17 protein-coding genes are annotated in these 21202 nt (G+C 68.5%); 8 read left to right on the forward strand and 9 right to left on the reverse strand.

The genetic code is table 11. From position 1 onward, the window contains the following. Positions 1-6 precede the first annotated feature (6 nt). Complete coding sequence (locus tag G6N66_RS27435) at positions 7-384, forward strand: hypothetical protein (protein WP_085233990.1); 378 nt, start codon at positions 7-9, stop codon at positions 382-384. On the opposite strand, the gene G6N66_RS27440 is transcribed toward G6N66_RS27435, so the two are convergent. The 3 genes from G6N66_RS27440 to G6N66_RS27450 all read right to left on the reverse strand — a co-directional run bounded on the left by G6N66_RS27440 (position 381) and on the right by G6N66_RS27450 (position 2868). After that, complete coding sequence (locus tag G6N66_RS27440; RefSeq protein WP_085233991.1) at positions 381-1193, reverse strand: sugar phosphate isomerase/epimerase family protein; 813 nt, start codon at positions 1191-1193, stop codon at positions 381-383. The genes G6N66_RS27435 and G6N66_RS27440 overlap by 4 nt on opposite strands. A gap of 6 nt (positions 1194-1199) precedes the next feature. After that, on the reverse strand, positions 1200-1970 hold the full coding sequence (locus G6N66_RS27445; protein WP_085233992.1) for an SDR family NAD(P)-dependent oxidoreductase: 771 nt from the start codon (positions 1968-1970) through the stop codon (positions 1200-1202). Positions 1971-2037: 67 nt separating this feature from the next. Beyond that, complete coding sequence (locus tag G6N66_RS27450) at positions 2038-2868, reverse strand: alpha/beta fold hydrolase (protein ID WP_085233993.1); 831 nt, start codon at positions 2866-2868, stop codon at positions 2038-2040. A 74-nt stretch (positions 2869-2942) separates the two neighbouring features. Between G6N66_RS27450 and G6N66_RS27455 the strand changes: the two genes are divergently transcribed. The 3 genes from G6N66_RS27455 (at position 2943) to G6N66_RS27465 (ending at position 9650) form a co-directional block, all read left to right on the forward strand. Further along, positions 2943-3560: a TetR/AcrR family transcriptional regulator gene (locus G6N66_RS27455; RefSeq protein ID WP_085233994.1), complete on the forward strand. Its 618-nt coding sequence runs from the start codon at positions 2943-2945 to the stop codon at positions 3558-3560. 97 nt (positions 3561-3657) lie between these two features. After that, on the forward strand, positions 3658-6984 hold the full coding sequence (locus tag G6N66_RS27460) for a transglutaminase family protein (protein WP_085233995.1): 3327 nt from the start codon (positions 3658-3660) through the stop codon (positions 6982-6984). 26 nt (positions 6985-7010) lie between these two features. Further along, positions 7011-9650, forward strand: a complete 2640-nt coding sequence (locus G6N66_RS27465; RefSeq protein WP_085233996.1) for a circularly permuted type 2 ATP-grasp protein — start codon at positions 7011-7013, stop codon at positions 9648-9650. 4 nt (positions 9651-9654) lie between these two features. Here G6N66_RS27465 and G6N66_RS27470 read toward each other — a convergent pair whose 3' ends face one another. Beyond that, positions 9655-10545 carry an extracellular catalytic domain type 1 short-chain-length polyhydroxyalkanoate depolymerase gene (locus G6N66_RS27470; protein WP_372515703.1) on the reverse strand — a complete coding sequence of 297 codons (891 nt, stop codon included), beginning with the start codon at positions 10543-10545 and terminating at the stop codon, positions 9655-9657. Positions 10546-10673: 128 nt separating this feature from the next. Here G6N66_RS27470 and G6N66_RS27475 point away from each other — a divergent pair, with 128 nt between their 5' ends. Both G6N66_RS27475 and G6N66_RS27480 read left to right on the forward strand, forming a co-directional pair. Continuing rightward, positions 10674-11123, forward strand: a complete 450-nt coding sequence (locus G6N66_RS27475; RefSeq protein WP_085233998.1) for a MarR family winged helix-turn-helix transcriptional regulator — start codon at positions 10674-10676, stop codon at positions 11121-11123. Between the two features lie 17 nt (positions 11124-11140). Further along, positions 11141-11401: a ribosomal protein L7/L12 gene (locus G6N66_RS27480; protein ID WP_085233999.1), complete on the forward strand. Its 261-nt coding sequence runs from the start codon at positions 11141-11143 to the stop codon at positions 11399-11401. On the opposite strand, the gene G6N66_RS27485 is transcribed toward G6N66_RS27480, so the two are convergent. After that, complete coding sequence (locus G6N66_RS27485) at positions 11396-12202, reverse strand: PaaX family transcriptional regulator C-terminal domain-containing protein (protein ID WP_085234000.1); 807 nt, start codon at positions 12200-12202, stop codon at positions 11396-11398. The genes G6N66_RS27480 and G6N66_RS27485 overlap by 6 nt on opposite strands. A gap of 83 nt (positions 12203-12285) precedes the next feature. On the opposite strand from G6N66_RS27485, the gene G6N66_RS27490 reads away from it, so the two are divergent. Together G6N66_RS27490 and G6N66_RS27495 are read left to right on the forward strand one after the other, a co-directional pair. Next, the gene (locus tag G6N66_RS27490) at positions 12286-13458 is read left to right on the forward strand and encodes an aromatic ring-hydroxylating oxygenase subunit alpha (protein WP_232079432.1); all 1173 of its coding nucleotides are present in this window, start codon (positions 12286-12288) and stop codon (positions 13456-13458) included. Between the two features lie 132 nt (positions 13459-13590). Further along, a complete protein-coding gene (locus tag G6N66_RS27495; RefSeq protein WP_085234093.1) occupies positions 13591-14985 on the forward strand; it encodes an FAD-dependent oxidoreductase in 1395 nt (464 codons plus the stop codon). Here G6N66_RS27495 and G6N66_RS27500 read toward each other — a convergent pair whose 3' ends face one another. From G6N66_RS27500 to G6N66_RS27515, 4 genes are all read right to left on the reverse strand, one after another. Further along, positions 14986-17700 (reverse strand): helix-turn-helix transcriptional regulator, encoded by a 2715-nt coding sequence (locus G6N66_RS27500; protein WP_085234002.1) that lies wholly within the window; start codon positions 17698-17700, stop codon positions 14986-14988. It lies immediately after the preceding gene. Between the two features lie 3 nt (positions 17701-17703). Continuing rightward, the gene (locus G6N66_RS27505; protein ID WP_085234094.1) at positions 17704-18513 is read right to left on the reverse strand and encodes a polysaccharide deacetylase family protein; all 810 of its coding nucleotides are present in this window, start codon (positions 18511-18513) and stop codon (positions 17704-17706) included. 277 nt (positions 18514-18790) lie between these two features. After that, the gene (locus tag G6N66_RS27510; RefSeq protein WP_139825316.1) at positions 18791-20176 is read right to left on the reverse strand and encodes an alpha/beta hydrolase; all 1386 of its coding nucleotides are present in this window, start codon (positions 20174-20176) and stop codon (positions 18791-18793) included. A gap of 131 nt (positions 20177-20307) precedes the next feature. Beyond that, the gene (locus G6N66_RS27515; protein WP_085234004.1) at positions 20308-21129 is read right to left on the reverse strand and encodes a mycofactocin-coupled SDR family oxidoreductase; all 822 of its coding nucleotides are present in this window, start codon (positions 21127-21129) and stop codon (positions 20308-20310) included. Between the last annotated feature and the right edge of the window lie 73 nt (positions 21130-21202).

Here is a 21202-nt window from a genome sequence, read left to right on the forward strand (position 1 = left end):
TGGGAAATGGGTGACATCGACGACGATCGGCGTGCCCGCCGCGAAGCCCGCGTGATCGAGCACATGCAGAGCGAGAACGTGCAGGAGTGGGACCGCACCATGGCGACGTTCAGCCACCCCCGCTACGAACTGCCCGACGGCACCGTCATCGACGGCACCGACGACGTGATGAAGTACTGGATCGAGGGCCGCACGCTGGTGCCCGATCAGACCAACGAGTTGATCGAACTCACCCACCGCGACGACGGCGACGTGCTGATCGAATTCTGGCTGCGGGGGACGCCCGTCGGTGAAGCACCCTTCGAGGTCCGGCTGTGGGCGGTGTTCGGCTTCGACGACGACGACCTGATTACCGGCGAGCGGGTGTACGCCAACAAGCCTTAGCGGCAACCCAACTGCCGCGCGGCCGCCACGCATGGCCGCAGCCGATCCATCGGGCCCACACCCGCCTCGGCAAGGCTCCGCATCGGAATCTCCAGACCGACCACCACATCGACCGGCACCGCGGCGAGAATCTCGGTGAGCGGCAGCTCCCCGTCGCCCGGAGCCATCCGCTCGTACATCGCCTCCTGAAGGTAGGACTCGCGGCGTGGCTGCAGCGTGGTGTCGCTGAGCTGGACGTAGCCGATGTTCTCCGGGCCGAGTTCGCGAAGTTCGGCGGCACCCAAGCCCGACCGCACCCAGTGCATGGTGTCCAGCGTCAGCCGCAGACCGGGGCTGCCGACGTGTTCGATGGCCGCGAGCAGCGTGGCCGGGTCGCCGATCGTCGCCCCGGGCGCCAATTCGACGGTGGTTCGGATGCCGCGCGCGGCGGCCATCTCGGCAAGCGTGGCCAGTTGGTCGAATGTGCGGTTGCGATCCCGGTCGAAGCTCAGGGTGTTGATCTGCGCGGCCCCGAGTTCGGCCATGACGTCCAGATCGGCGGCCAGGCCGGCGACGTCGGTGTCCGCGGTGATGACCATGCCCTCGCCCAGGGAGATGCCGACGCCGCGCTCATCCATCGCGGCCAGCAGCTCGCGCCTGAGCGCACGGTCGTCTTTGAGTGAGAAGGCCGGATAGCCAAGGGATTTCAGTGGGCGCCCGACCAGCGCGGTGGAGATGTAGCGGCAGCCCAGATCGGCGGCCAGATGCACGAAGTCGGCGGGCGGCAGTCCGAAGACGCTGATGAACTCGATGCCGAGATCGCGCGACAACGGCGGTTAACCGCCCACCATCATCAAGCCGCCGTCCACGGCGAGCAGTTGCCCGGTGATGAAGTCAGCACCCGGCCCGGCCAAAAAAACCAGCATCGGCCCGACATCCCGCGCGGGATCTCCGAGCGTGCCGCCGATGGGGATCATCATTTGCATCTGCTGGTCGACGAGGCCGGCGGCTTCCGGGCCGAGGAACTCGCGGAATCGGTCCGCTCCGGGAGTCTTGACCGCCGGCGCCAGCGCGTTGACGGTGACCTTGTCGGCGCCCCAGGCCTTGGCGGCCGACCTCGTCCACGCCTGGACCGCGCCCTTCGTCGCGGCGTAGACGGCCGAAATCGGGCTTCCCATAACGGCTTCGGAGGATCCGAAGTTGATGATCTTGCCCCCTCTGGGGTCTTGGTCCTTCATGACGGTGTAGGCGGCCTGGTTGGTGAGGATGGTCGCCTTCACGTTGGTGTCCAACAGGAACGAAATGTCGTCGGGTCCGATGTATCCCGGTATCCCGGATTGCCACAGGCCCGCCGCGTTCACCAAGACGTCGAGGCCGCCGAGGTGTTGGGCGGCCCGCTGCACGGTCGCCGAGACCGCGTCGGCGTCCCGCGCATCGCATTGCAGCCAGGTGGCCGTCAGGTCATCCGGCGGCGGTGTCTGGTGATAGGTGGCGACGATCTCGGCGCCCGCCTCGGAGAGCACCCGGACCGCGGCCGCGCCGATGCCGGTAGCGGCGCCGGTGACCAGGATTCGTCGGCCTTGCAGTGGTGGCGACACATTTGACATGGCCGAAACATACCAAGGCGGCCAACGCGGTCAGGGCTCCGAATCCGGTCCCGGGTCGGCGAGCTCGTCAGGCGCGCACCGCGATCGACGAGAGCAGGTCGGCGAGCCGCTCCGGTCGGTCCACCATCGAAAACGTCCGCGCGCCCTCGATGACCTCGAAGCGGGCGTTGGGGATGGTCGCGGCCAGTCGCTCGCCGTCGGACAGCTCGAAGAACACGTCGTCGGCCGACCAGGCGATGAGGGCGGGCTTGTCGAACTCGTGCAGCCGGGCCGCGACTCCGGTGGTGACCTCGGTGCGCAGCGACAGGGTGAACTGGCGCAGGTCCTCGGCGATGGCCGGGTCGGACAGCCCCGGGCGCACCCACGCCGCCGTGAGGTCGTCGATGTTGCGGTGCGCCAGGCCGTCGAACGCGCGCTTGCGCGCCGCGGGCGCGCGCATGGCCTGGGCCACGGTCTTGAACATGGCCTTGGACTTGGCCGCCAGGATCACCGGCTTAAGGATCGGCGGCGGAAAGTGTTCGAACGCATCGCAACTCGTGAGCACCAGCGCGCCCAACCGCTCGGGGTGGTATACCGCGACAAGCTGGGTCACCACCCCACCGGTGTCGTTGCCGACCAGCACCACGTCGTCGAGATCGAGGGCGGCAAGCACGTCGGCGACGATTCGGGCGACGCCGTTGATGCTGCGGTCGGTGCCGGGGCGCAGCGGCTGCGGGTGTGCGCCGAGCGGCCAGGTGGGGGCGATGCAGCGCAGGCCCCGAGCACCGAGTCGCGCGCTGACCTGCCGCCACAGCTCGCGGCCCATCATGTAGCCGTGCACGAAGACGACCGGCCTGCCGGTTTCGGGTCCGGTTGCTTCGTAATGGATGGTTCCGGCATTAATGTCGATCGTCGGCATAGTTAAACCCCTACTCACTTCTCAGATGTACATTTACAAACAGACTGTCTGTTCGTAAGTTACCAACAGGTTGTATGGAAATCAAGAGACGCACCCAGGAAGAGCGCTCGGCGGCGACCCGCGATGCGCTGATCTCGGCCGCCCGCAGGCTGTGGGGCCTGCGGGGTTACGCCGAGGTCGGGACGCCGGAGATCGCCAAGGAAGCGGGCGTGACCCGGGGCGCGATGTATCACCAATTCGCCGACAAGGCAACGCTTTTCAGCGAGGTCGTCGAGACGGTGGAACAGGATGTGATGGCCCGGATGGCTGGCATGGTCGCCTCGTCGGGAGCCAAGACACCCGCGGACGCGATCCGGGCCGCCGTCGACGCTTGGCTCGAGGTCTCCGCCGATCCGGAGGTGCGGCAGCTGATCCTGCTGGACGGGCCCAGTGTGCTCGGCTGGCCGGCTTTCCGCGACGTCGCCCAGCGGTACAGCCTGGGCATGACCGAGCAATTGCTCACCGAGGCAATTCGGGCCGGCCAGCTGGCGCGCCAGCCCACCCGGCCGCTGGCGCACGTGCTGATCGGCGCGCTCGATGAAGCGGCGATGGTGATCGCCACCGCCGACGACCCCAAACGCACGCGCCGCGAGACCAGGCAGGTGCTGCACCGGCTCATCGACGGGATGCTCGGGGCGAAGGCGAAGGCGTAGCGCCGGTGAGGCTCGGCAGGCCAGCTACCGACTTGGAAACCCAGGGCTAACGCCTACGCCATGCGTCAGTCCGACTCTTGTGATGTGATCGGCGCTTATGAGTATCAAGGTCGCGCTGGAGCATCGCACCAGCTACACCTTTGACCGGCTGGTGCAGGTGTATCCGCACGTCGTGCGGCTGCGCCCGGCGCCCCACTCGCGCACGCCCATCGAGGCCTATTCGCTGCGGATCGACCCCGCGGAGCATTTCGTCAACTGGCAGCAGGACGCGCTGGGAAACTTCCTGGCCCGGTTGGTCTTTCCGAATCCGATGCGCGAGCTGCGCATCACGGTCGGGTTGATCGCCGACCTCAAGGTGATCAACCCGTTCGACTTCTTCATCGAGGATTGGGCCGAGATCTGGCCGGGATCATCGCGGTTCAGCTACCCCAAGGAACTGGCCGACGACCTCAAACCCTATCTGCGGCCCGTCGACGATAAGGGTGAGGGTTCCGGCCCCGGCGAGCTGGTACGCGGGTGGGTGAGCGACTTCTCGGTGCCGGCTGGCACCCGCACCATTGACTTTTTGGTCGCGCTGAATCACGCGATCAACACCGACGTCCGGTACACCCTGCGCATGGAACACGGGGTGCAGACACCGGATTTCACGCTGCGCACCGGCGTCGGGTCGTGCCGGGACTCGGCGTGGCTGCTGGTGTCGATCCTGCGCCAGCTGGGGCTGGCCGCCCGGTTCGTCTCCGGCTACCTGGTGCAGCTCGCCTCCGATGTCGAGGCGCTGGACGGACCGTCGGGGCCCACCGCCGACTTCACCGACCTGCACGCGTGGACCGAGGTGTACATCCCGGGGGCGGGCTGGATCGGTTTGGACCCGACGTCGGGGCTGTTCGCCGGCGAAGGACACATCCCGCTGGCGGCCACGCCGCACCCCGCCTCGGCCGCGCCGATCACCGGCACGACCGAGCCGTGTGGGACCACGCTGGACTTCTCCAACACCGTCACCCGCGTGCACGAGGACCCGCGCGTCACGCTGCCCTACACCGAGGCGGCGTGGCAGGCGATCTGCGCGGTCGGCGAGGACGTCGACCGGCGGTTGGCCGCGGGGGATGTCCGGCTGACCGTCGGCGGCGAGCCGACGTTCGTTTCGGTCGACAATCAGGTCGACCAAGAGTGGACGACGGCCGCCGACGGCCCGCACAAGCGCCGCCTGGCAAATGACCTGGCCGCCCGGCTCAAGGCGTGCTGGGCGCCGCACGGCCTGATCCATCGCGGGCAGGGCAGATGGTATCCCGGAGAGCCGCTGCCGCGGTGGCAGATCGCGCTGCATTGGCGCGCCGACGGCCTGCCGCTGTGGACCAACGACACGCTGTTGGCCGACCCCTGGAGTAGCGAGTCGCAGTCCGGGTCACTCGACCCGGAAGCGGCCCACAAGGTGCTCGCCGAGATCGCCGACGGCCTCGGACTGCCGATGTCGCAGGTGCGGCCGGCCTACGAGGACCCGCTGAGCCGGCTGGCGGCCCAGATGCGAATGCCCGAAGGGGACCCGGTGGACGCCGGCGACGACCTCGCCGACGACAGCGCCGCCGCCCGTGCCGCGCTGCTGAGCCGGCTCGACGAATCCGCCACCTCCCCGGTGGCGTTCGTGCTGCCGCTGCATCGCCGGGAGGACGACCGGGGCTGGGCGAGCGCCAACTGGCGGTTGCGCCGCGGCCGCATTGTGCTGGTCGAGGGCGATTCCCCGGCGGGCCTGCGGCTGCCGCTCGACTCGATCAGCTGGCGGCCGGCGCGCATGTCGTTCGACCTCGACCCGATGACCGTCGGGCGCGCGCTGTCGGCCGCGCCGGGCGCGCTGCAAGCGGAAATCGAGGACCCCGAAACGGCGCCGACGACCGCCGTGGTCGCGGAAGTTCGCGGCGGGCTGCTCCACATTTTCTTGCCGCCCACCCAGGCGCTGGAACATTTCGTCGACCTGATCGCCCGCATCGAGGCCGCGGCGGCCAAGTCCGACTGCCCGGTGGTGATCGAGGGCTACGGCCCGCCGCCGGACCCGCGGCTGACGTCGATGACGATCACCCCCGACCCCGGCGTCATCGAGGTCAACATCGCTCCGACCGCCAGCTTCGCCGAGCAGCGACAGCAGCTCGCCACCCTCTACGAGCAGGCCCGGCTGGCCCGGCTGTCCACCGAATCGTTCGACATCGACGGCACCCACGGCGGCACCGGCGGCGGTAACCACATCACGCTGGGCGGCGCGACCCCGGCCGATTCCCCGCTGCTGCGCCGCCCGGACCTGCTGGTCTCGCTGCTGACCTACTGGCAACGGCACCCGGCGCTGTCCTATCTGTTCGCGGGCCGGTTCGTCGGCACCACGTCGCAGGCGCCGCGCGTCGACGAGGGCCGCGACGAGGCGCTCTACGAACTCGAGATCGCGTTCGCCGAGATCGCGCGGCTCTCGGTCGGCGGATCCCCCAAGCCCTGGCTGACCGACCGGGCCCTGCGGCACCTGCTCGTCGACATCACCGGCAACACCCACCGCGCCGAGTTCTGCATCGACAAGCTCTACAGCCCGGACAGCGCGCGGGGCCGGCTCGGCCTGCTGGAGCTGCGCGGCTTCGAGATGCCGCCGCACCCGCACATGGCGATGGTGCAGTCGCTACTGGTGCGATCGCTGGTGGCGTGGTTTTGGGACGAACCGCTGCGCGCGCCGCTGATCCGCCACGGCGCCAACCTTCATGGCCGATACCTGTTGCCGCACTTCCTGATTCAGGACATCGCCACCGTGACGGCCGATCTTCGCGAGCACGGTATCGCCTTCGAGACCAGCTGGCTGGACCCGTTCACGGAATTCCGCTTCCCGCGCATCGGCACCGCCGTCTTCGGCGGCGTGGAGATCGAGCTGCGCGGGGCGATCGAGCCGTGGAACACCCTCGGCGAGGAAGCCACCGCCACCGGCACGGCCCGCTACGTCGACTCGTCGGTGGAGCGCGTCCAGGTCCGCATCATCGGTGCGGACCGTCAGCGCTACGTGGTGACGTGCAACGGTTACCCGGTGCCGTTGCTCGCCACCGACAACCCCGACATCCAGGTGGGGGGCGTGCGGTTTCGGGCCTGGCAACCCCCCAGCGCGCTGCACCCGAGCATCACGATCGACGCTCCGCTGCGGTTCGAGCTCATCGACCTCGCCACCGAAACCTCCCGCGGCGGCTGCACGTACCACGTCGCGCACCCCGGTGGCCGCGCCTATGACGACCCGCCCGTCAACGCCGTCGAGGCCGAGGCGCGGCGCAGCCGGCGCTTCGAGGCGACCGGCTTCACCCCGGGCAAGGCCGACACGTCCGGCCTGCGGGAAAAGCAGGCCAGGATTTCCACCGACGTCGGCGCGCCGGGCATCCTCGACCTCCGGCGCGTGCGTACCGTGCTGCGGTAATGGCATCCTCAGAAATTGGGGTAGCAATGGGCGCGGCGGTGCTGGGCACCAGCGACGCGTCGGGCGGATCCAGCGGATCTGAGCAGGGCTCCGACGCCGACCGCCTGCTGGCCGGCTACCGTTCCACCCGCGCCCAGCAAGCCCTGTTCGATCTGCGGGACGGCCCGCGCATCGGGTACGACGAATTCGTCGACGACGCCGGCAACGTGCGGCCCGCGTGGACCGAGCTGGCCGCCGCGCTCGGGGAGCGGGGACGAGCCGGGCTGGACCGGCTGCACTCGGTGGTCAACAACCTGATCGACAACGACGGCATTACCTACACCGGCGCCGGCGGTCATGGCGCCGAACCGGGTCCCTGGCGCCTGGACCCGTTGCCGCTGCTGCTGTCGGTTGTCGATTGGGAGGTGCTGGAGGCCGGACTCGTGCAGCGGTCACGTCTGCTCGATGCCGTGCTCGCCGACCTCTACGGGCCCCGCCGGGCGCTGACCTCCGGTGTGTTGCCGCCGGAATTGCTGTTCGCCCACCCGGGATACCTACGGGTTGCCAATGGCATCGAAATCCCCGGGCGCCACCAGCTTTTCATGCACGCCTGTGACGTCAGCCGGCTGGCGGACGGCGGCTTCCAGGTCAACGCCGACTGGACGCAGGCGCCGTCGGGCGCCGGCTATGCGCTGGCCGACCGGCGCGTCATCGCGCACGCAAACCCCGACCTCTACGAGAAAATCGGGCCGCGACCGACGACCCCATTCGCGCAGGCGCTGCGGCTGGCGTTGATCGACGCGGCGCCCGATGGCGCACAGGATCCCGCGGTGGTTGTGCTCAGCCCCGGCATCTACTCCGAAACCGCTTTCGACCAAGCGTATCTCGCCACTCTGCTGGGCTTCCCGCTGGTGGAAAGCGCGGATCTGGTGGTGCGCGACGGTACGTTGTGGATGCGCTCGCTGGGCACGCTGAAGCGCGTCGACGTCGTGTTTCGCCGCGTGGACGCCGACTACGCCGACCCGCTGGACCTGCGGGCCGATTCCCGGCTCGGTGTGGTCGGTTTGGTCGAGGCCCAACGCCGTGGAACGGTGACCGTGGTCAACACCCTTGGCAGCGGCATCCTGGAAAGCGCTGGGCTGCTGCGGTTTTTGCCCGAGCTTGCGCGATTCCTGCTCGACGAGGACCCGCTGCTGCAGACCGCGCCCGTGTACTGGGCGGGCATCGACGACGAACGCTCGCACCTGCTGGCGAACCTCTCGTCGTTGTTGATCAAGTCCACCGTCGGCGGGGAAACGATTGTCGGGCCGACACTTTCGTCAGCCGAACGAGACGAGCTGGCCGCGCGCATCACGGCCATCCCGCAGCAGTGGGTTGGCCAGGAGCTGCCGGAGTTCTCTTCGGCGCCCACCGATTATGCCGGTGTGTTGTCCTCGGCCGGCACCGGCATGCGGTTGTTCACCGTCGCCCAGCGCAGCGGGTATGCCCCGATGATCGGCGGATTGGGCTACATCATGGCATCCGGTGCGGCCGCGTACGCACTGAATACCGTTGCCGCGAAAGACATCTGGGTTCTTCCCGCCGAGCGGGCACGGGCCGAGGCGGTGAGTTTGCCGACGGTGACGCCGGTGAAGACCGGTGCTGGAACGCTCGGGGTCAGTTCGCCGCGTGTGTTGTCCGATCTGTTCTGGATGGGCCGCTACGGCGAGCGCGCCGAGAACATGGCGCGGTTGCTGATCGTCGCCCGCGAGCGCTACCACGAATTCCGGCACCGGCAGAACACGGAGGAAAGCGAGTGCGTGCCGGTGCTGATGGCGGCGCTGGTGCGGATCACCGGAACCGATATCGCGGTGGCCGGCGATCGCGCCGAGATGATCGCCGTCGCACCCTCGACGTTGTGGTCGCTGACGGTGGACCGGGAACGGCCGGGATCGCTGGTGCAGTCGGTGGATGGACTGGCGTTGGCCGCCCGGGCGGTGCGCGACCAGTTGTCGCGCGACACCTGGATGGTGTTGGCCGGTGTCGAGCGCGCGATGGTGCACCGGGCCGACCCGCCGGATTCGCTCGCCGAGGGTGACGCCCTGCTGGCCTCGGTTCAGTCGCAGACGTTGGCAGGGATGTTGACGTTGTCCGGGGTGGCCGCCGAATCGATGGTGCGTGATGTCGGCTGGACGATGATGGACATCGGCAAGCGCATCGAGCGCGGCCTGTGGTTGACCGCGCTGCTGCGCGACACCCTCACCGCGGTCCGATCCGCCGTCGCCGAGCAAACCATCATCGAGTCAACGCTTTTGGCGTCCGAATCGTCGGTCATCTATCGGCGCCGCACGGTCGGCAACGTCAGCGTTGCCGCCCTCGCCGAGTTGATGCTGTTCGACGCGACGAACCCGCGGTCGCTGGTCTATCAGTTGGAACGGCTTCGCGCAGACCTGTCCGACCTGCCGGGCTCGTCGGGGTCGTCGCGCCCGGAGCGGGCCATCGCCGAGATCAGCACCCGGTTGCGCCGGTCGCATCCCGACGAGCTGGAGGAGGTCGTGGACGGACGCCGCGAGGAGCTCGCCGAGCTGCTGACGGCGGTGCACGCCGGATTGCGCGATTTGGCCGACGTGATCAGCGCGACGCAGCTGTCGCTGCCCGGCGACATGCAGCCGCTGTGGGGGCCCGACGAGCGACGCGTGATGGCCTGAGCGCTCAGCGGTGGTTCCGCGTGAAGAAGTGCCAAATGGTATCGGTGGCGTTGAGCGCCGTCGACGGCGCGGGAAGGCCGACGAGCTGCTGCAGCACGGGTTTGGGCACGCCGCCCGGCCATTGATGGCCTGCGCCGGCCACCGAAATCAGTTCCACCGTGCGGCCATTCGGGCAACCAGCGACCTGTGTCGTCACGTCACCGGCGGTGGTCGAGTTGGGCGGCCCGCACCCGTCGATGGATCGCCAGGTGGCGTTGACGGATTCCACCGATGGGCCGTCGACGCGCGGATTACCGTTGACCGCGAACGCTTTTCCGGGCCCGCCATTGTATGGGACCCTGTCGTCGGCGGTGCCGTGGATTTGCAGCACGGACGTCGGCCGCGCGCGAGAACAGTCCGTCAGCAGCGTGCCGGCCACCGGGGCGATCGCGGCGAAGGTGTCGCTCTGGCAACCCAGCCGAAGCGCCATCATCGCCCCGTTGGACATGCCGGTGGCGTAGACGCGGGCCGGATCGATCGGCAGCTGGCGCTCGATGTCGGAGACCATGGCGGTGATGAACCCGACGTCGTCGAGGTTGGTGCGTTGCGGCTCGCCGCAGCATGAGCCGGCGTTCCAGGCGCGACCCTGTCCGTCGGGGTAGGCGACCAGGAAATGGCCGCCGTCGGCCTCGGTGTCCCAGTTGTAATCGCGCTCGGCCTGGTCGCCGGTGCCAAAGCCGCCGTGCATCATCACCACCAGTGCGGCCGGGCCGGCCAGACCCTGCGGACGGTACAGGTGAAAGGTCCTGCTGACACCGCCGACATCAATGGTCTGAGTCGACTCGCCGACCGGGATGCCCCGGCCCCCGGGCGTTCCCAACGCATGACCGCCGCCAACGCAGCCGCCCACAAGCATCGCAAGCACTCCGGCCAGAAACACCGCACCCACCCGAACCCACCGAAACCCCATGTGCCCATCGTGGCAGCCCCAGCGATACTTGACAAGTAACTTGTCAATTGCCGACGGGTGGCACACTCGTGGCCATGCGACGCGCAGTGGATGCCGAGTGGGAGCCCACCGTTCCGGCCCTGGTGCAATTGCTGGCCGCGTCCGGCGCTCCGCACCTGCGAGCGGCGTTCGCCTCGGCCGGACTCGACGGCATCCGGCCGGCGCAATCGGCGGTGCTGGTGCCGCTGGCCGCCGGAGCGCTGCACGCGTCGGATCTGGCCGACCACTTCCGGGTGAGCCGGCAGGCCGTGGCTCAGGCCGTTGCCGCCCTGGAACGCCACGGCTACGTCGTTCGGGTTCCCGACCCGGCGGACGCACGAGCCCGACTCATCGAGCTGACCCCCCGCGGCCGCCAGGCGCTGCGCGTAATGCGCTCCCATGCAGTCGGTTTGGAGAAACGCTGGCAACAGCTCCTGGGTCAACGCCGCATGGCTGAACTGCGCAGGACCCTGCAAGTGTTGCTCGATGCCCAATCCGGCGGCTGACCGGATATCGTGTCGGCATGGAAGAACGGTTTGCGCTCCTCAACCGCCGCTTGGCGCTGCTCGAAGAACAGGTCCGACGGTTGTCGGAAGCCGCCGGCGTCCCCTGTCCAACGTTCCTCAGCGACGGCGCCGCCGCGGCGGGGCGTCCGGGAGGCGGTGTGCCCGCTGAAGTCATCTCCCTGGCCCGCTCCGGCAATAAGATCGCCGCCATCAAGCTGTTTCGCGAGATTACCGGGGCCGATTTGCGCGAGGCGAAGGAGATCGTCGACGCGCTATGACTGCCGCAGGAATTCGTTGATTCGCCGTTTGAACGCACCGTCGAAACGGCGGTAGACGCTGCGCAAGGTGTGCCCCGGCCAGTGCTTGGGAGTCAGCTCGTCGGGCAACATCGGATCGAGCTGAAGATGCCGGACCACCGCGATCGACAGTGCGAATTCATACCGCATGCTTTCGGTCGAATCGTCACGGCTGCCCCGCTTGAGTTCGGCGTCCATCGCCTCGGTGAGCAGCTTGGCATCGGTCATCCACGCGTCGAGCGAAAACAGCGCGGGCATCTTGTCGGCGGTGATATCCGTTGCGGCGTTGTGGAAGTGGGTGCACTGCCGGTCGAGGATGGCTCGGGACGCCGGGAGCCGTTGCGGGTCAAGGTTATCCGGGCGGATCCACACGCCCTCCCGAAGTTCGGCCAGATGTAGCGCCGTCGCTGCCTTCCTGAGTTCGAGGCGATCGGCCGCCGGCCGGCGCTCCAGCGAGACGATCGCCAGCTCCCACGTGCCGTCCCACCGCCGCGCATCCTCGATCCGGGACGCCTCGTCGACGCGCTCACGGCGTTCCAGCAAGTGCCCGGCCAACGTGTAGTAGCCGTCGGCCGCGGTCAGTTCGCCGCTGGAGACCATTCGCCACAGGCAGGTGCGGGCCGCGCCGTCGCTGATACCGAACAGCGAGGCCATCGCGACCAGCGCGCTGACCGAAAGGCGCGCCTGGTCCGCACCCAGCAGCGCCGACGCGAGCACCGAGCGCGCGCTGAGCGGCCGGTTGCCGATCAGGTCGCTCACGCGGGACTTGGGTGCTGCGGCCATCCGGCTATTTTCACTGATCAGCGGACATTCTGCATATCACTCGTTCATTGACGCATGACGATCATAATGTGATACTGACACGCATGGGTGCCCTGACGAAGCCGTTGGTCGCCGATGACGTCGAGATTGTCCGGCGCATCCTCGCCCATATCGACGCCGGTACCACCGACGAGGGCGAGGCGTGGCGTGAGCCCGTCGAGAACTATCTGAACCCGGCCAGGTTCACCGCCGAACTCAATTTGCTGCGCGCAATGCCGAGCGTGTTCGTTCCATCGGCGACGATCCCGAACCCGGGTGACCACGTCGAGCGGACCGCGTTCGGGGTGCCGTTGTTCGCCGTGCGCGGCTCAGATGGGCGGGCACGCGTGTTTCGCAACGCGTGTCGGCATCGCGGCTTCGCCCTCGTCGAGGGGGCCGGCTGCTCGCACGCGTTCGTGTGCCGCTACCACGGCTGGACGTACCGGCTGGACGGTTCGCTGGCCCACGTGCCACACGATGCCGCGTTCCCGGATCTGGAGCCTTCGGCGCGCGGCCTGGTCGAGGTGGCGAGCCGCGAAGTCGACGCGCTCATCGTCATCGGGCCGGTCGATCCCGCGAATGCCGATGCGGCGCAGCCGGATTGGGCGGGGCTGGCCGACGGAAGCCCGTGGCGTGACAAGCTGCTCCCGTTCGAGCGGCTGGTTCACGTGGAATCCACCATGCGCGCCATGAACTGGAAGGTGCTCGCCGAGCAATTCCTGGAGGGTTATCACATCCGCTCGACGCACAAGACCACCTTCTTCCCGCTGCAATACGACAACCTCAATGTGATCGAGACATTCGGCCCGAACAGCCGTATCACCTTCCCGTACCGCAACATTGAACGGCTTCGGGATCGCCCCGAGAGCACCTGGACGACCTTCGCGCGGGTGACGTATCTGTATCAGCTGTTCCCCAACGTAATGTTGGCAACCTTCCCGGACGTGGTGTCGATGGTGGTGATCGACCCGGTCGACGTCGGGCACACCACGGTCACCACCTATTCGATGGTCAGGCCCGACCTCGCTGACTCAGCTGATGCCGCCGAGTCCAACCCGACGGGCGGGGCCAGCCTGATCGCCCGCGGTCTCATCGAGGACAACGAGATGTCGGAGGGCGTCCAACGCGGATTGCATTCCGGGGCAAACGCGTTCGTGGAATTCGGGCGGCATGAGAGCGCCGCGGGGCATTTCCACGCCACCCTCGACGACCGTCTGGCCCGCATGGCCGATCGCTGACCGAAGGGAGTCAGCGGCAAAACGGCGTAAGCGAGTTCATCCGCTCGATTCGTTTCTGGCCTACGACCCCCTTGGCGTCGTCTACGCATGTTGGCCGATGATATGCGCCGGCCGTCCGCCGATGCTGGACCGATGAATCCTTTCGCCCAAAAGGCACCGCTCGGTGAACACGCGATTGTGCTGGGGGCCAGCATGGCCGGACTGCTCGCTGCGCGGGTGCTCGCCGACTTCTACGCGCGGGTGACGGTGGTCGAACGCGACATGCTGGGAGACACCGCCGACGTCCGGAAGGGGGTGCCGCAAGGTCGACATGCGCACGGGCTGCTCATGCGGGGCGCGCAAGCGCTCGACGAGTTGTTCCCCGGACTGCTCGAGCAACTCGTCGCCGACGGTGCCGTCGTGTTCGACGGCACGGACCTGTCGAAGCTGTACTTCTGCATGAACGGGCACCTGGCCGTGCGGGCGGGCGCGTCGACCGGGCTCAGGACCTACAGCATGACCCGACCCTTCCTGGAGTGCCACGTCCGGCGCCGGGTGCGCGCCATTCCCCACCTCACCGTGCTCGACGGTCATGACATCGCCGACATCTGCGTCACGGGTCGGCGCCGGGTCAGCGGGGCCCGGGTGGTGCGACGCAGCGACAAGGCAACCCTCGAGCTGACGGCGGATCTGGTGGTGGACGCGACCGGGCGTGGGTCCCGGACGCCGGCCCTGCTCAAGGGGCTTGGCTATCAACCGGCCCCCGAAGACGAGGTCGTCGTGGACGTGATGTACGCCAGCCAGCTCTTGCGGATGCCGGGCCACGGGCTAGAGGAGGTTGCGTCCATCGTCTCGCCGGTGCCGGGGCGGCCGACGGGTGCGGTGCTTGTCAAATGCGAAAACGACACCGCGTTTTTCACCGCCTTCGGCATGGTTGGCAACGACCCACCCGTTGATCTGCCGGGCATGTGCGAGTTTGCCGCGGGGTTCATGCCGGGCCGATTGTTGGCTGCGGTGCGCGCCGGCGAACCGATGAGCCCGGTGGCGCAGCACCGCCTACCGTCAAGTCGCTGGCGCCGCTATGACCGAGCGAATGGGCTGCCCGAGGGATTGCTGGCCGTCGGGGATGCCGTGTGCAGTTTCAACCCGATCTACGGTCAGGGCATGACGGTCGCGGCGATGGAGGCGCTGGTGTTGCGTGACTGCCTGGTCGGTGGCTTAAATCGCCTGCCGCAGCGGTTCTTCCGGGCGGCCGCAATACCCATCGGCCAGGCTTGGCAGCTGACGGTCGGTGGGGACCTGAGCCTGCCCGAGGTAGACGGGACGCCGCCGCTGGCCACCCGCCTGCTGAACGGCTACATGGACCGTGTGCTGCGCGCCGCCGAGCATGACGTCGCCGTGTTCGAACAGTTCGCCAGGGTCGCATGGCTAGTCGACTCGCCCTTTAAGCTGTTGCGGCCCAGCATGATTCGGCGAGCGCTGAGTACACGGCGAAGCCAGGGGCAACGCGGCCACGACGCGGATCGCGCACCGCTGGCAAGCGTCTGATCAGTCGTGGCTGGATGCCTCCTGGACGAGCTGCACGCGAGAGGTCAGGTTCAGTTCGGTGTAAACGTGGGTGAGATGGGTTTGCACGGTGCGCGGTGAGATCAGTAGCCGCTGGGCGATCTCCTTGTTACCCAGCCCATCACACACCAGGCGCACGACGTCGCGCTCGGCCGGCGTCAGCGAGGCCCATCCCATCGTGGGCCGCCGGCGTTCCCCTTTTCCGCGCCGCGCGTAGGCGATCGCTTCGGCGGTGGATAGTGCGGATCCCTCGGCGAACGCGGCCTCAAAGGCGTTGTCGCCCATCGCGTCGCGCGTCGCACGGGTCGCCCCTTCGTGATCGGCGTCGTAGACCTTGAACCGGACCGTCCCCATCCGCGCGCGAATACCCTCGGCGGCACCGAACAGCCGCGCCGAACGGGTGTGGCCGCCACCGGCTCGCGCAGTAGTGGCGAGGCTTTCGAGTATGTCGGGGACAGCCAGAAGCGCGCCCAGGGCGGCGGCGAGGGCCAGTCCCTCGTAGGCGTCTTGTTCGGCGAGTTCGGGCTCCCGTCGGGCGAACTGTACGCGTGCTCTGGCGGTCAAGGCCAGCACTCGATGCCAGCCCGTGGCCGTGGCAACAGCTTGATCCGCCCAGGTGTGTGCCGCGCCCAGATCACCCCGCGCCAAGGCAACGTCGGCGAGAAGATGGCCGTGCATGTGTTGATGGAGCGGAGCGGGCATCAGCTGATCCCACGCGATCCGGCTCATCTGATCGGCCTTCGCGACGTCGCCCTCCGCCAGCGCCACGACAGCGCGCACGGCGTGCGAATTCCCACTCCACAACGGGCCGAATTCTTCGGCCGGCGACGCAACCGCGGCGAGCCCGATCGCCGCCGGGTGCAAATCGCCCTGGCAGGCGGCGGCTTGCGCCGCATAGTGGGCGCTCACCACCCACCAGATCAACGCCTGATCCGCGCGGGCCTCCTCGGCGATCGCACCCAATCGACTCGCGGCTTCCCCGGGCTCGCCGCTCACCAGTTGCGCCCAGGCCGCCCAGGTGCGGCACTGCTGCGAGGTAAACCGGTCGCCGATCTCCTCCGCGATCTTGCGGCCCTCGGTGGTGGCGTCCCGCACGGCAATCGGGTCCCCGGCCAGGTATGCGAGGTTTGCCTGCCAGCCCAGAATCTGGCAGAGCCGCCACCTGTCGCCGACGGTGCGGGCCAGGTCGGCCGCCTCGGCCAGTTGTTCTTGGGCCGGTTCGCCGTGCATTGTGGCGACAATGCCGCGCGCGGTGAGTGCTCGAGCAATCAGCGCCTGATCGCCGGTCGCGCGGGCCTGCGCCAATGCCGAATCGGCCTGCTGCGCGCCCCGGGCTCCGAAAGCCCAGGTGTCGAGCAGGGCCCGATCGGCGAGCGCAGCCGCCCGCACGCCGGGCGACACCGTCGTCGAGTCAGCATCGTCGAGGACGGCATCGAACCACGCCAAGCCTTCGTTCAGTCGGCCCAATGCCAGCCACAACGGTTGCAACGAAGACGTCAGCATCAGGGCTGCCTCGGTGTTGGACCTTGCGCGGGTCCAGGCGAAGGCCGCGCGGAAGTTGTCGATCTCCACCACGGCCCGCGCGAGGCTGCGATCCAACGCGGTGCGGGCTGCCGTGTCCACCGCGGCCGCCACGTGTACGTAGTAGTCGCAATGCCGCGCGCGCACGGCATCGCCTTCGCCGGAGTCGTCCAATTGCTCAAACGCGTACTGGCGCATGGTCTCCAGTAGTCGGTAGCGGGTACGGCTGTCCTCGGTGTCGGCCACCACGAGAGACTTGTCGACGAGGAGGGTGACCAGGTCCAGAACCTCCTCGCGCTCGAGGTCTGCCCCCGTTGACCGGATAGCGGCGACCGCCTGGGCCGCATCGAGATCGAAGCCACCGCTGAATACCGCCAGCCGGCGGAACAGGATGCGCTCCGGTTGCGTCAGCAGCTCGTGCGACCAGTCGACCGACGCCCGCAACGCCTGCTGCCGGGGCACCGCGGTGCGCGCGCCGCCGGTCAGCAGACGGAAGCGATCCCGCAGCCCGTCAAAGATCTCGTTGGGGGACAATGCCCTAACGCGGGCGGCAGCCAGTTCGATGGCCAGCGGCATGCCGTCGAGGCGAGAACAGATCTCGGTGACGGTGGCACGGTTCGCTTCGGTGAGGCGGAACGTGGGGCGCACCAGCCGCGCCCGGCTGGCGAACAGTTCGACGGCCTCGTCGTGCAGGGAGAGCGGCGGCACCCGCCACGTCACCTCGCCGGCAACGCCCATCGGCTCCCGGCTGGTCGCCAGCACCTTCACCTGCGGACAGGCGGGCAGCAGCGAGTCGACCAGCGACGCGATCGAGTCGAGCAGGTGCTCGCAGTTGTCCAAGAGCAGGAGCACACGTCGGCCAGCGACGAAAGACAGCAGGGTGTCCACCGCGGAACGCCCGGGTTGATCGGACCGGCCAAAGGCGCGGACGATCGTCACGGCCACCAGCTCGGGCTCCGCGACGGGCGAAAAATCCACCGCGCACACGCCGTCGTCGTAACCGGCGGCCACCCGGTCCGCGACGTGCAACGCGAGCCGCGTCTTCCCGGCGCCGCCCGCACCGCTCACTGTCACCAGCCGGTTCTCGGCGAGCAGCCGTTGAACGTCGGCGGCTTCGGTTTCGCGACCGATGAAACTGGTGAGTGGCACCCGCAGATGCGGCGCGGTAGCCGTCACTGCTTAGGGGGTTTTGAGGAACACGTCGTTGAGGGTGACGGTGCGCAGGTTGCGGGCTCGGATGATGTCCACGAGCTGCGGATAGACATGGGTGACCGGCGCGTGATTGAGGTGGCCGATGACGATCTGCTGCGGAGTGAAGTATTTGTCGGCCATCTGCACGATGTAGTCCTCGGTGATCAGCGTGGAATCCGACAGCGAGCCCGACCACAAGGTCGGGACCTTGTAACCAAGGTCGGCCGCCACCGCATCGACGGCGGCGTTGTGTTTGGCATAGGGCGGCCGGAAGTACGGCTTGGCGCCGACTCCGTACGTCTTCTTCAGGAAGTCGTCGTTGCGCGTGAGCTGCCGGGCGACCTCGCTCTTGGTCAGCGTGGTCAGATCGGGGTGCGACCAGGTGTGGTTGCCGAGCTGAATTTGTCCGGATTCGACCAACGGCCGCAGCAGCGCCGCATTCTCTGTCCATGAGTCGTAGGTGCCGTTGACGAAATACGTCAGCCGTATGCCGGTGTCCTTGGCGAGCTGGGTGTAGGCGCGCACCACCTCGCTGTTGACGCCGTCGTCGAGGGTCAGCGCGAGTAGATCACCGTCGCCGGGGATCCGGGTGAGTGCGCCGCCACCGGGCAGCGCGATGCGCGCACCGGGCGAGGGGGGCGGCAGCAACCCCGCCGGCGCGGCGGGACCCGAGGTCGCGGGCGCGCCACCGGTCGTCTGGGCGAAGGTCCGCGGCTGCGGATCGACCACCAGCCGCGCCGCGCCGACAACGGCCACCGTGGCAGCGGCAAGCGACCCGAGGAAGCGACGGCGGTTCAGCTCCGGCATTGCGATGCCGTCAAAGAATCCGGCGGAGGCCACCCGATTCTGCGTGGATTGTTTGCGGTGAGCGCCTCGGTCGCGCGGGCGCCCGCGAGGGGCGCCCACGCTGCCAAAGTCCGCGTCCACAGCAGCGAACCGTACCAGTAGCAGCGACGATATGTCGTATTGAGCTCGGGGGGTTAGCTAACGATTCGCTGCGAAAAGCGTCTCATCGGGTGCACGGAAGGCCTCGCGGGGGCCCCGAGGATAGATAGCTCGGCGCCGCAACCCCCACCTAGTGCGGCTGCCCGCCGTGGCGTTGAGGCAACTCGATGGGCTCGGTGTTCGGCGTTGCCAGCGTAAAGGCCAGCCACGGCAGCGCCGCGGCGAAGGCCTGCGCCGCGAACGGCCAGTCATGCCGGCCCGGCTGGGTGACCACCGCGCAGTTGATCCCGTGGGCGGCGGCGGCGTTGCACAACGAGTTTGCGGCGGCGTCCTGGCCTTCCGGGTTGGCGACCGGGTCGGCACTGTTCGCACCGGGGCCGGCCGCCTGGGCAACGTTGTGCGGACCGCTGGGCGCCGGCACGTCGAACCAGCCCGACACCCCGGCGTAGCGGCCGTGGCGGTTCATCACGGTGATCGGGTCGTAGGCCGCCCAGGCCGCCTGGTTGCCTCCGAACAGCCGGGCGAGGGTTTGCTCCTTGGTGCCGATGTTGGGGCGGATGTCGCCGGCGATGTCGACGAATGCGCTGAAGATCTCGGGATGCATGACCGTCAGGTCGACGGCGCAGGTGCCGCCCATCGACCAGCCGGCGACGCCCCAATTGGCGCGGTCGGCGCTCACCCCGAAGTTGCTCACCAGGAACGGCACCACATCTTTGGTTAGGTGGTCGGCGGCATTGCCGCGGCTGCCGTTGACGCACTCGGTGTCGTTGTCGAACGAGCCGGTGGCGTCGACGAACACCAGCGCCGGGGCGTAGCCCTGGTGCCGGGCCGCGAAGTTGTCCACGGTGTCGAAAGCGCCGCCCGCGCGCAGCCAGTCGGCGGGGGTGTTGTACGCCGAACTGATCATCATCACGGTCGGGAGCCGCGGCGGCGGGTTGGTCGCAAACCAGGCCGGGGGCAGATAGACCAGTTCCTGGCGGTGCGGGAAATGCGTCGCGTCGGCGTTGATGGTCACCGGCACCACCACGCCCTTGGCCGGCCTGGTGCCCTTGATCTGCATCGCGGTCACCTTCAGGCGATCGATCTGGTCGGGCAGCGGGGCCGAGGTGAGCTGATTCCAGGCGGCACCCACCGTCGGGAAGTAACCGACCCACAGGTTCAGGGACAACGCCGCGCACAGCGCGCACAGCGGCACCGCCAGCAGCGACAACCCGCGCCGCCACCAACGAGCACCCGTCCAGCCCAAGACGAGCACGGCGGCGGCGAGCCCGCCCATCGCTATCCACAGCCACAACGACGTCGGCGCCGGGTCGCCGGCCAGCCCCAGGGAGGCGATGTACCGATACGCCAGCACCGTGACCGCGGCCGCGACGACCAGCGCCGCCGGGGACGCCCACCGGCGCCAACGCCGCCTGCGCAGTCCGATCCCGCCGAGCCCGACGAGCACGGTGAACGCCTGTACCGCCGTTGGCAGCCAGCCACGCAGCAGCGACAGTTGTTCAAAGTGACCCAACAGTGATGACTTTCGTAGAGCGCCGGACGCGGTGTGAGTTGCACCAACTATCCCATATCGGCCGCTCCGCGAGCCAAACCACACTGCGAAGACCGGCGCCGGAAATCGCAGCCAGGTTCGGTTCGCGGGAGGCGTCAGCAGTAGGAAATGCCCATGTCGACCGAGAGCTGGGTGCCGGTGACGAATTTGGACTGGTCGGAGGCCAGCCAGGCGACGGCGTCGGCGATGTCCTCGGGCTGGGCGTGGCCTTCCGGTAGCAGCGGCCTGTTCAGGCCCCGCAGGTAGGGGTAGGTCTCGCCGGCCGAGTGGATCGCCTCGCGCATCTGGCCCCCGCCCATCGGGCTCTCGACCGCCCCCGGGTGCAGGCTGTTCACCCGGATGCTGTGCCGGCCCAGCTCGGCGGCGAACCCGCGGGCCAGGCCGACCACCGCGTGTTTGCTCGCCACGTAATGGATCATGAACGGCTCCATCACGACGCCGGCCGCGGACCCGATGAGGATGATCGACCCGCCGCGGCCCCCGTCGATGATGTGCTGAGCGCTCGCCATCACGGTGTTCCAGGTGCCGGTCACGTTGGTGTCGATGGTGTCGCGGAAGGATTCGGCCGTGATCCGATTCCACGGCGCCGGGCTGCAGATGCCGGCATTGGCGACGACGATGTCGAGACGACCAAGCTCGCCGACCGCCTCGTCGACGGCCGCTTTCAACGCGTCGAGGTCACGGATGTCGACCACCGCGGTGATGACCCGTCTGCCCTTGGCGCCGATCAGCTCGGCCGTTTCGGCGAGATCGGCGGGCGTCGCCGAGTCGTACGGAACGCTGGACGGCAGCTGCCCGGCGAGATCAACCGCGATGATGTCGGCGCCTTCGGCGGCCAGGCGCACCGCGTGCGCCCGGCCCTGTCCCCGCGCGGCGCCGGTAATCAGCGCCACCCTTCCCGAGAGCGCCTGGCCCATCTGGTGAACCTCCTCGCCGCAACGCCGTTGTCCGAACCGTGCTCACGGAGCACTCGGCGAAGCGTAGCGTCGA

It is taken from the genome of Mycobacterium conspicuum (genome assembly GCF_010730195.1).
Lineage (GTDB): Bacteria > Actinomycetota > Actinomycetes > Mycobacteriales > Mycobacteriaceae > Mycobacterium > Mycobacterium conspicuum.

Coding starts and splice junctions, on each gene's coding strand:
- G6N66_RS27490 (WP_232079432.1), top strand. CDS start 12,286: ATGGGTGCCCTGACGAAGCCGTTGGTCGCCGATGACGTCGAGATTGTC.
- G6N66_RS27450 (WP_085233993.1), bottom strand. CDS start 2,868: ATGCCGACGATCGACATTAATGCCGGAACCATCCATTACGAAGCAACC.
- G6N66_RS27445 (WP_085233992.1), bottom strand. CDS start 1,970: ATGTCAAATGTGTCGCCACCACTGCAAGGCCGACGAATCCTGGTCACC.
- G6N66_RS27515 (WP_085234004.1), bottom strand. CDS start 21,129: ATGGGCCAGGCGCTCTCGGGAAGGGTGGCGCTGATTACCGGCGCCGCG.
- G6N66_RS27485 (WP_085234000.1), bottom strand. CDS start 12,202: ATGGCCGCAGCACCCAAGTCCCGCGTGAGCGACCTGATCGGCAACCGG.
- G6N66_RS27435 (WP_085233990.1), top strand. CDS start 7: ATGGGTGACATCGACGACGATCGGCGTGCCCGCCGCGAAGCCCGCGTG.
- G6N66_RS27460 (WP_085233995.1), top strand. CDS start 3,658: ATGAGTATCAAGGTCGCGCTGGAGCATCGCACCAGCTACACCTTTGAC.
- G6N66_RS27470 (WP_372515703.1), bottom strand. CDS start 10,545: ATGCTTGTGGGCGGCTGCGTTGGCGGCGGTCATGCGTTGGGAACGCCC.
- G6N66_RS27465 (WP_085233996.1), top strand. CDS start 7,011: ATGGGCGCGGCGGTGCTGGGCACCAGCGACGCGTCGGGCGGATCCAGC.
- G6N66_RS27475 (WP_085233998.1), top strand. CDS start 10,674: ATGCGACGCGCAGTGGATGCCGAGTGGGAGCCCACCGTTCCGGCCCTG.
- G6N66_RS27455 (WP_085233994.1), top strand. CDS start 2,943: ATGGAAATCAAGAGACGCACCCAGGAAGAGCGCTCGGCGGCGACCCGC.
- G6N66_RS27480 (WP_085233999.1), top strand. CDS start 11,141: ATGGAAGAACGGTTTGCGCTCCTCAACCGCCGCTTGGCGCTGCTCGAA.
- G6N66_RS27495 (WP_085234093.1), top strand. CDS start 13,591: ATGAATCCTTTCGCCCAAAAGGCACCGCTCGGTGAACACGCGATTGTG.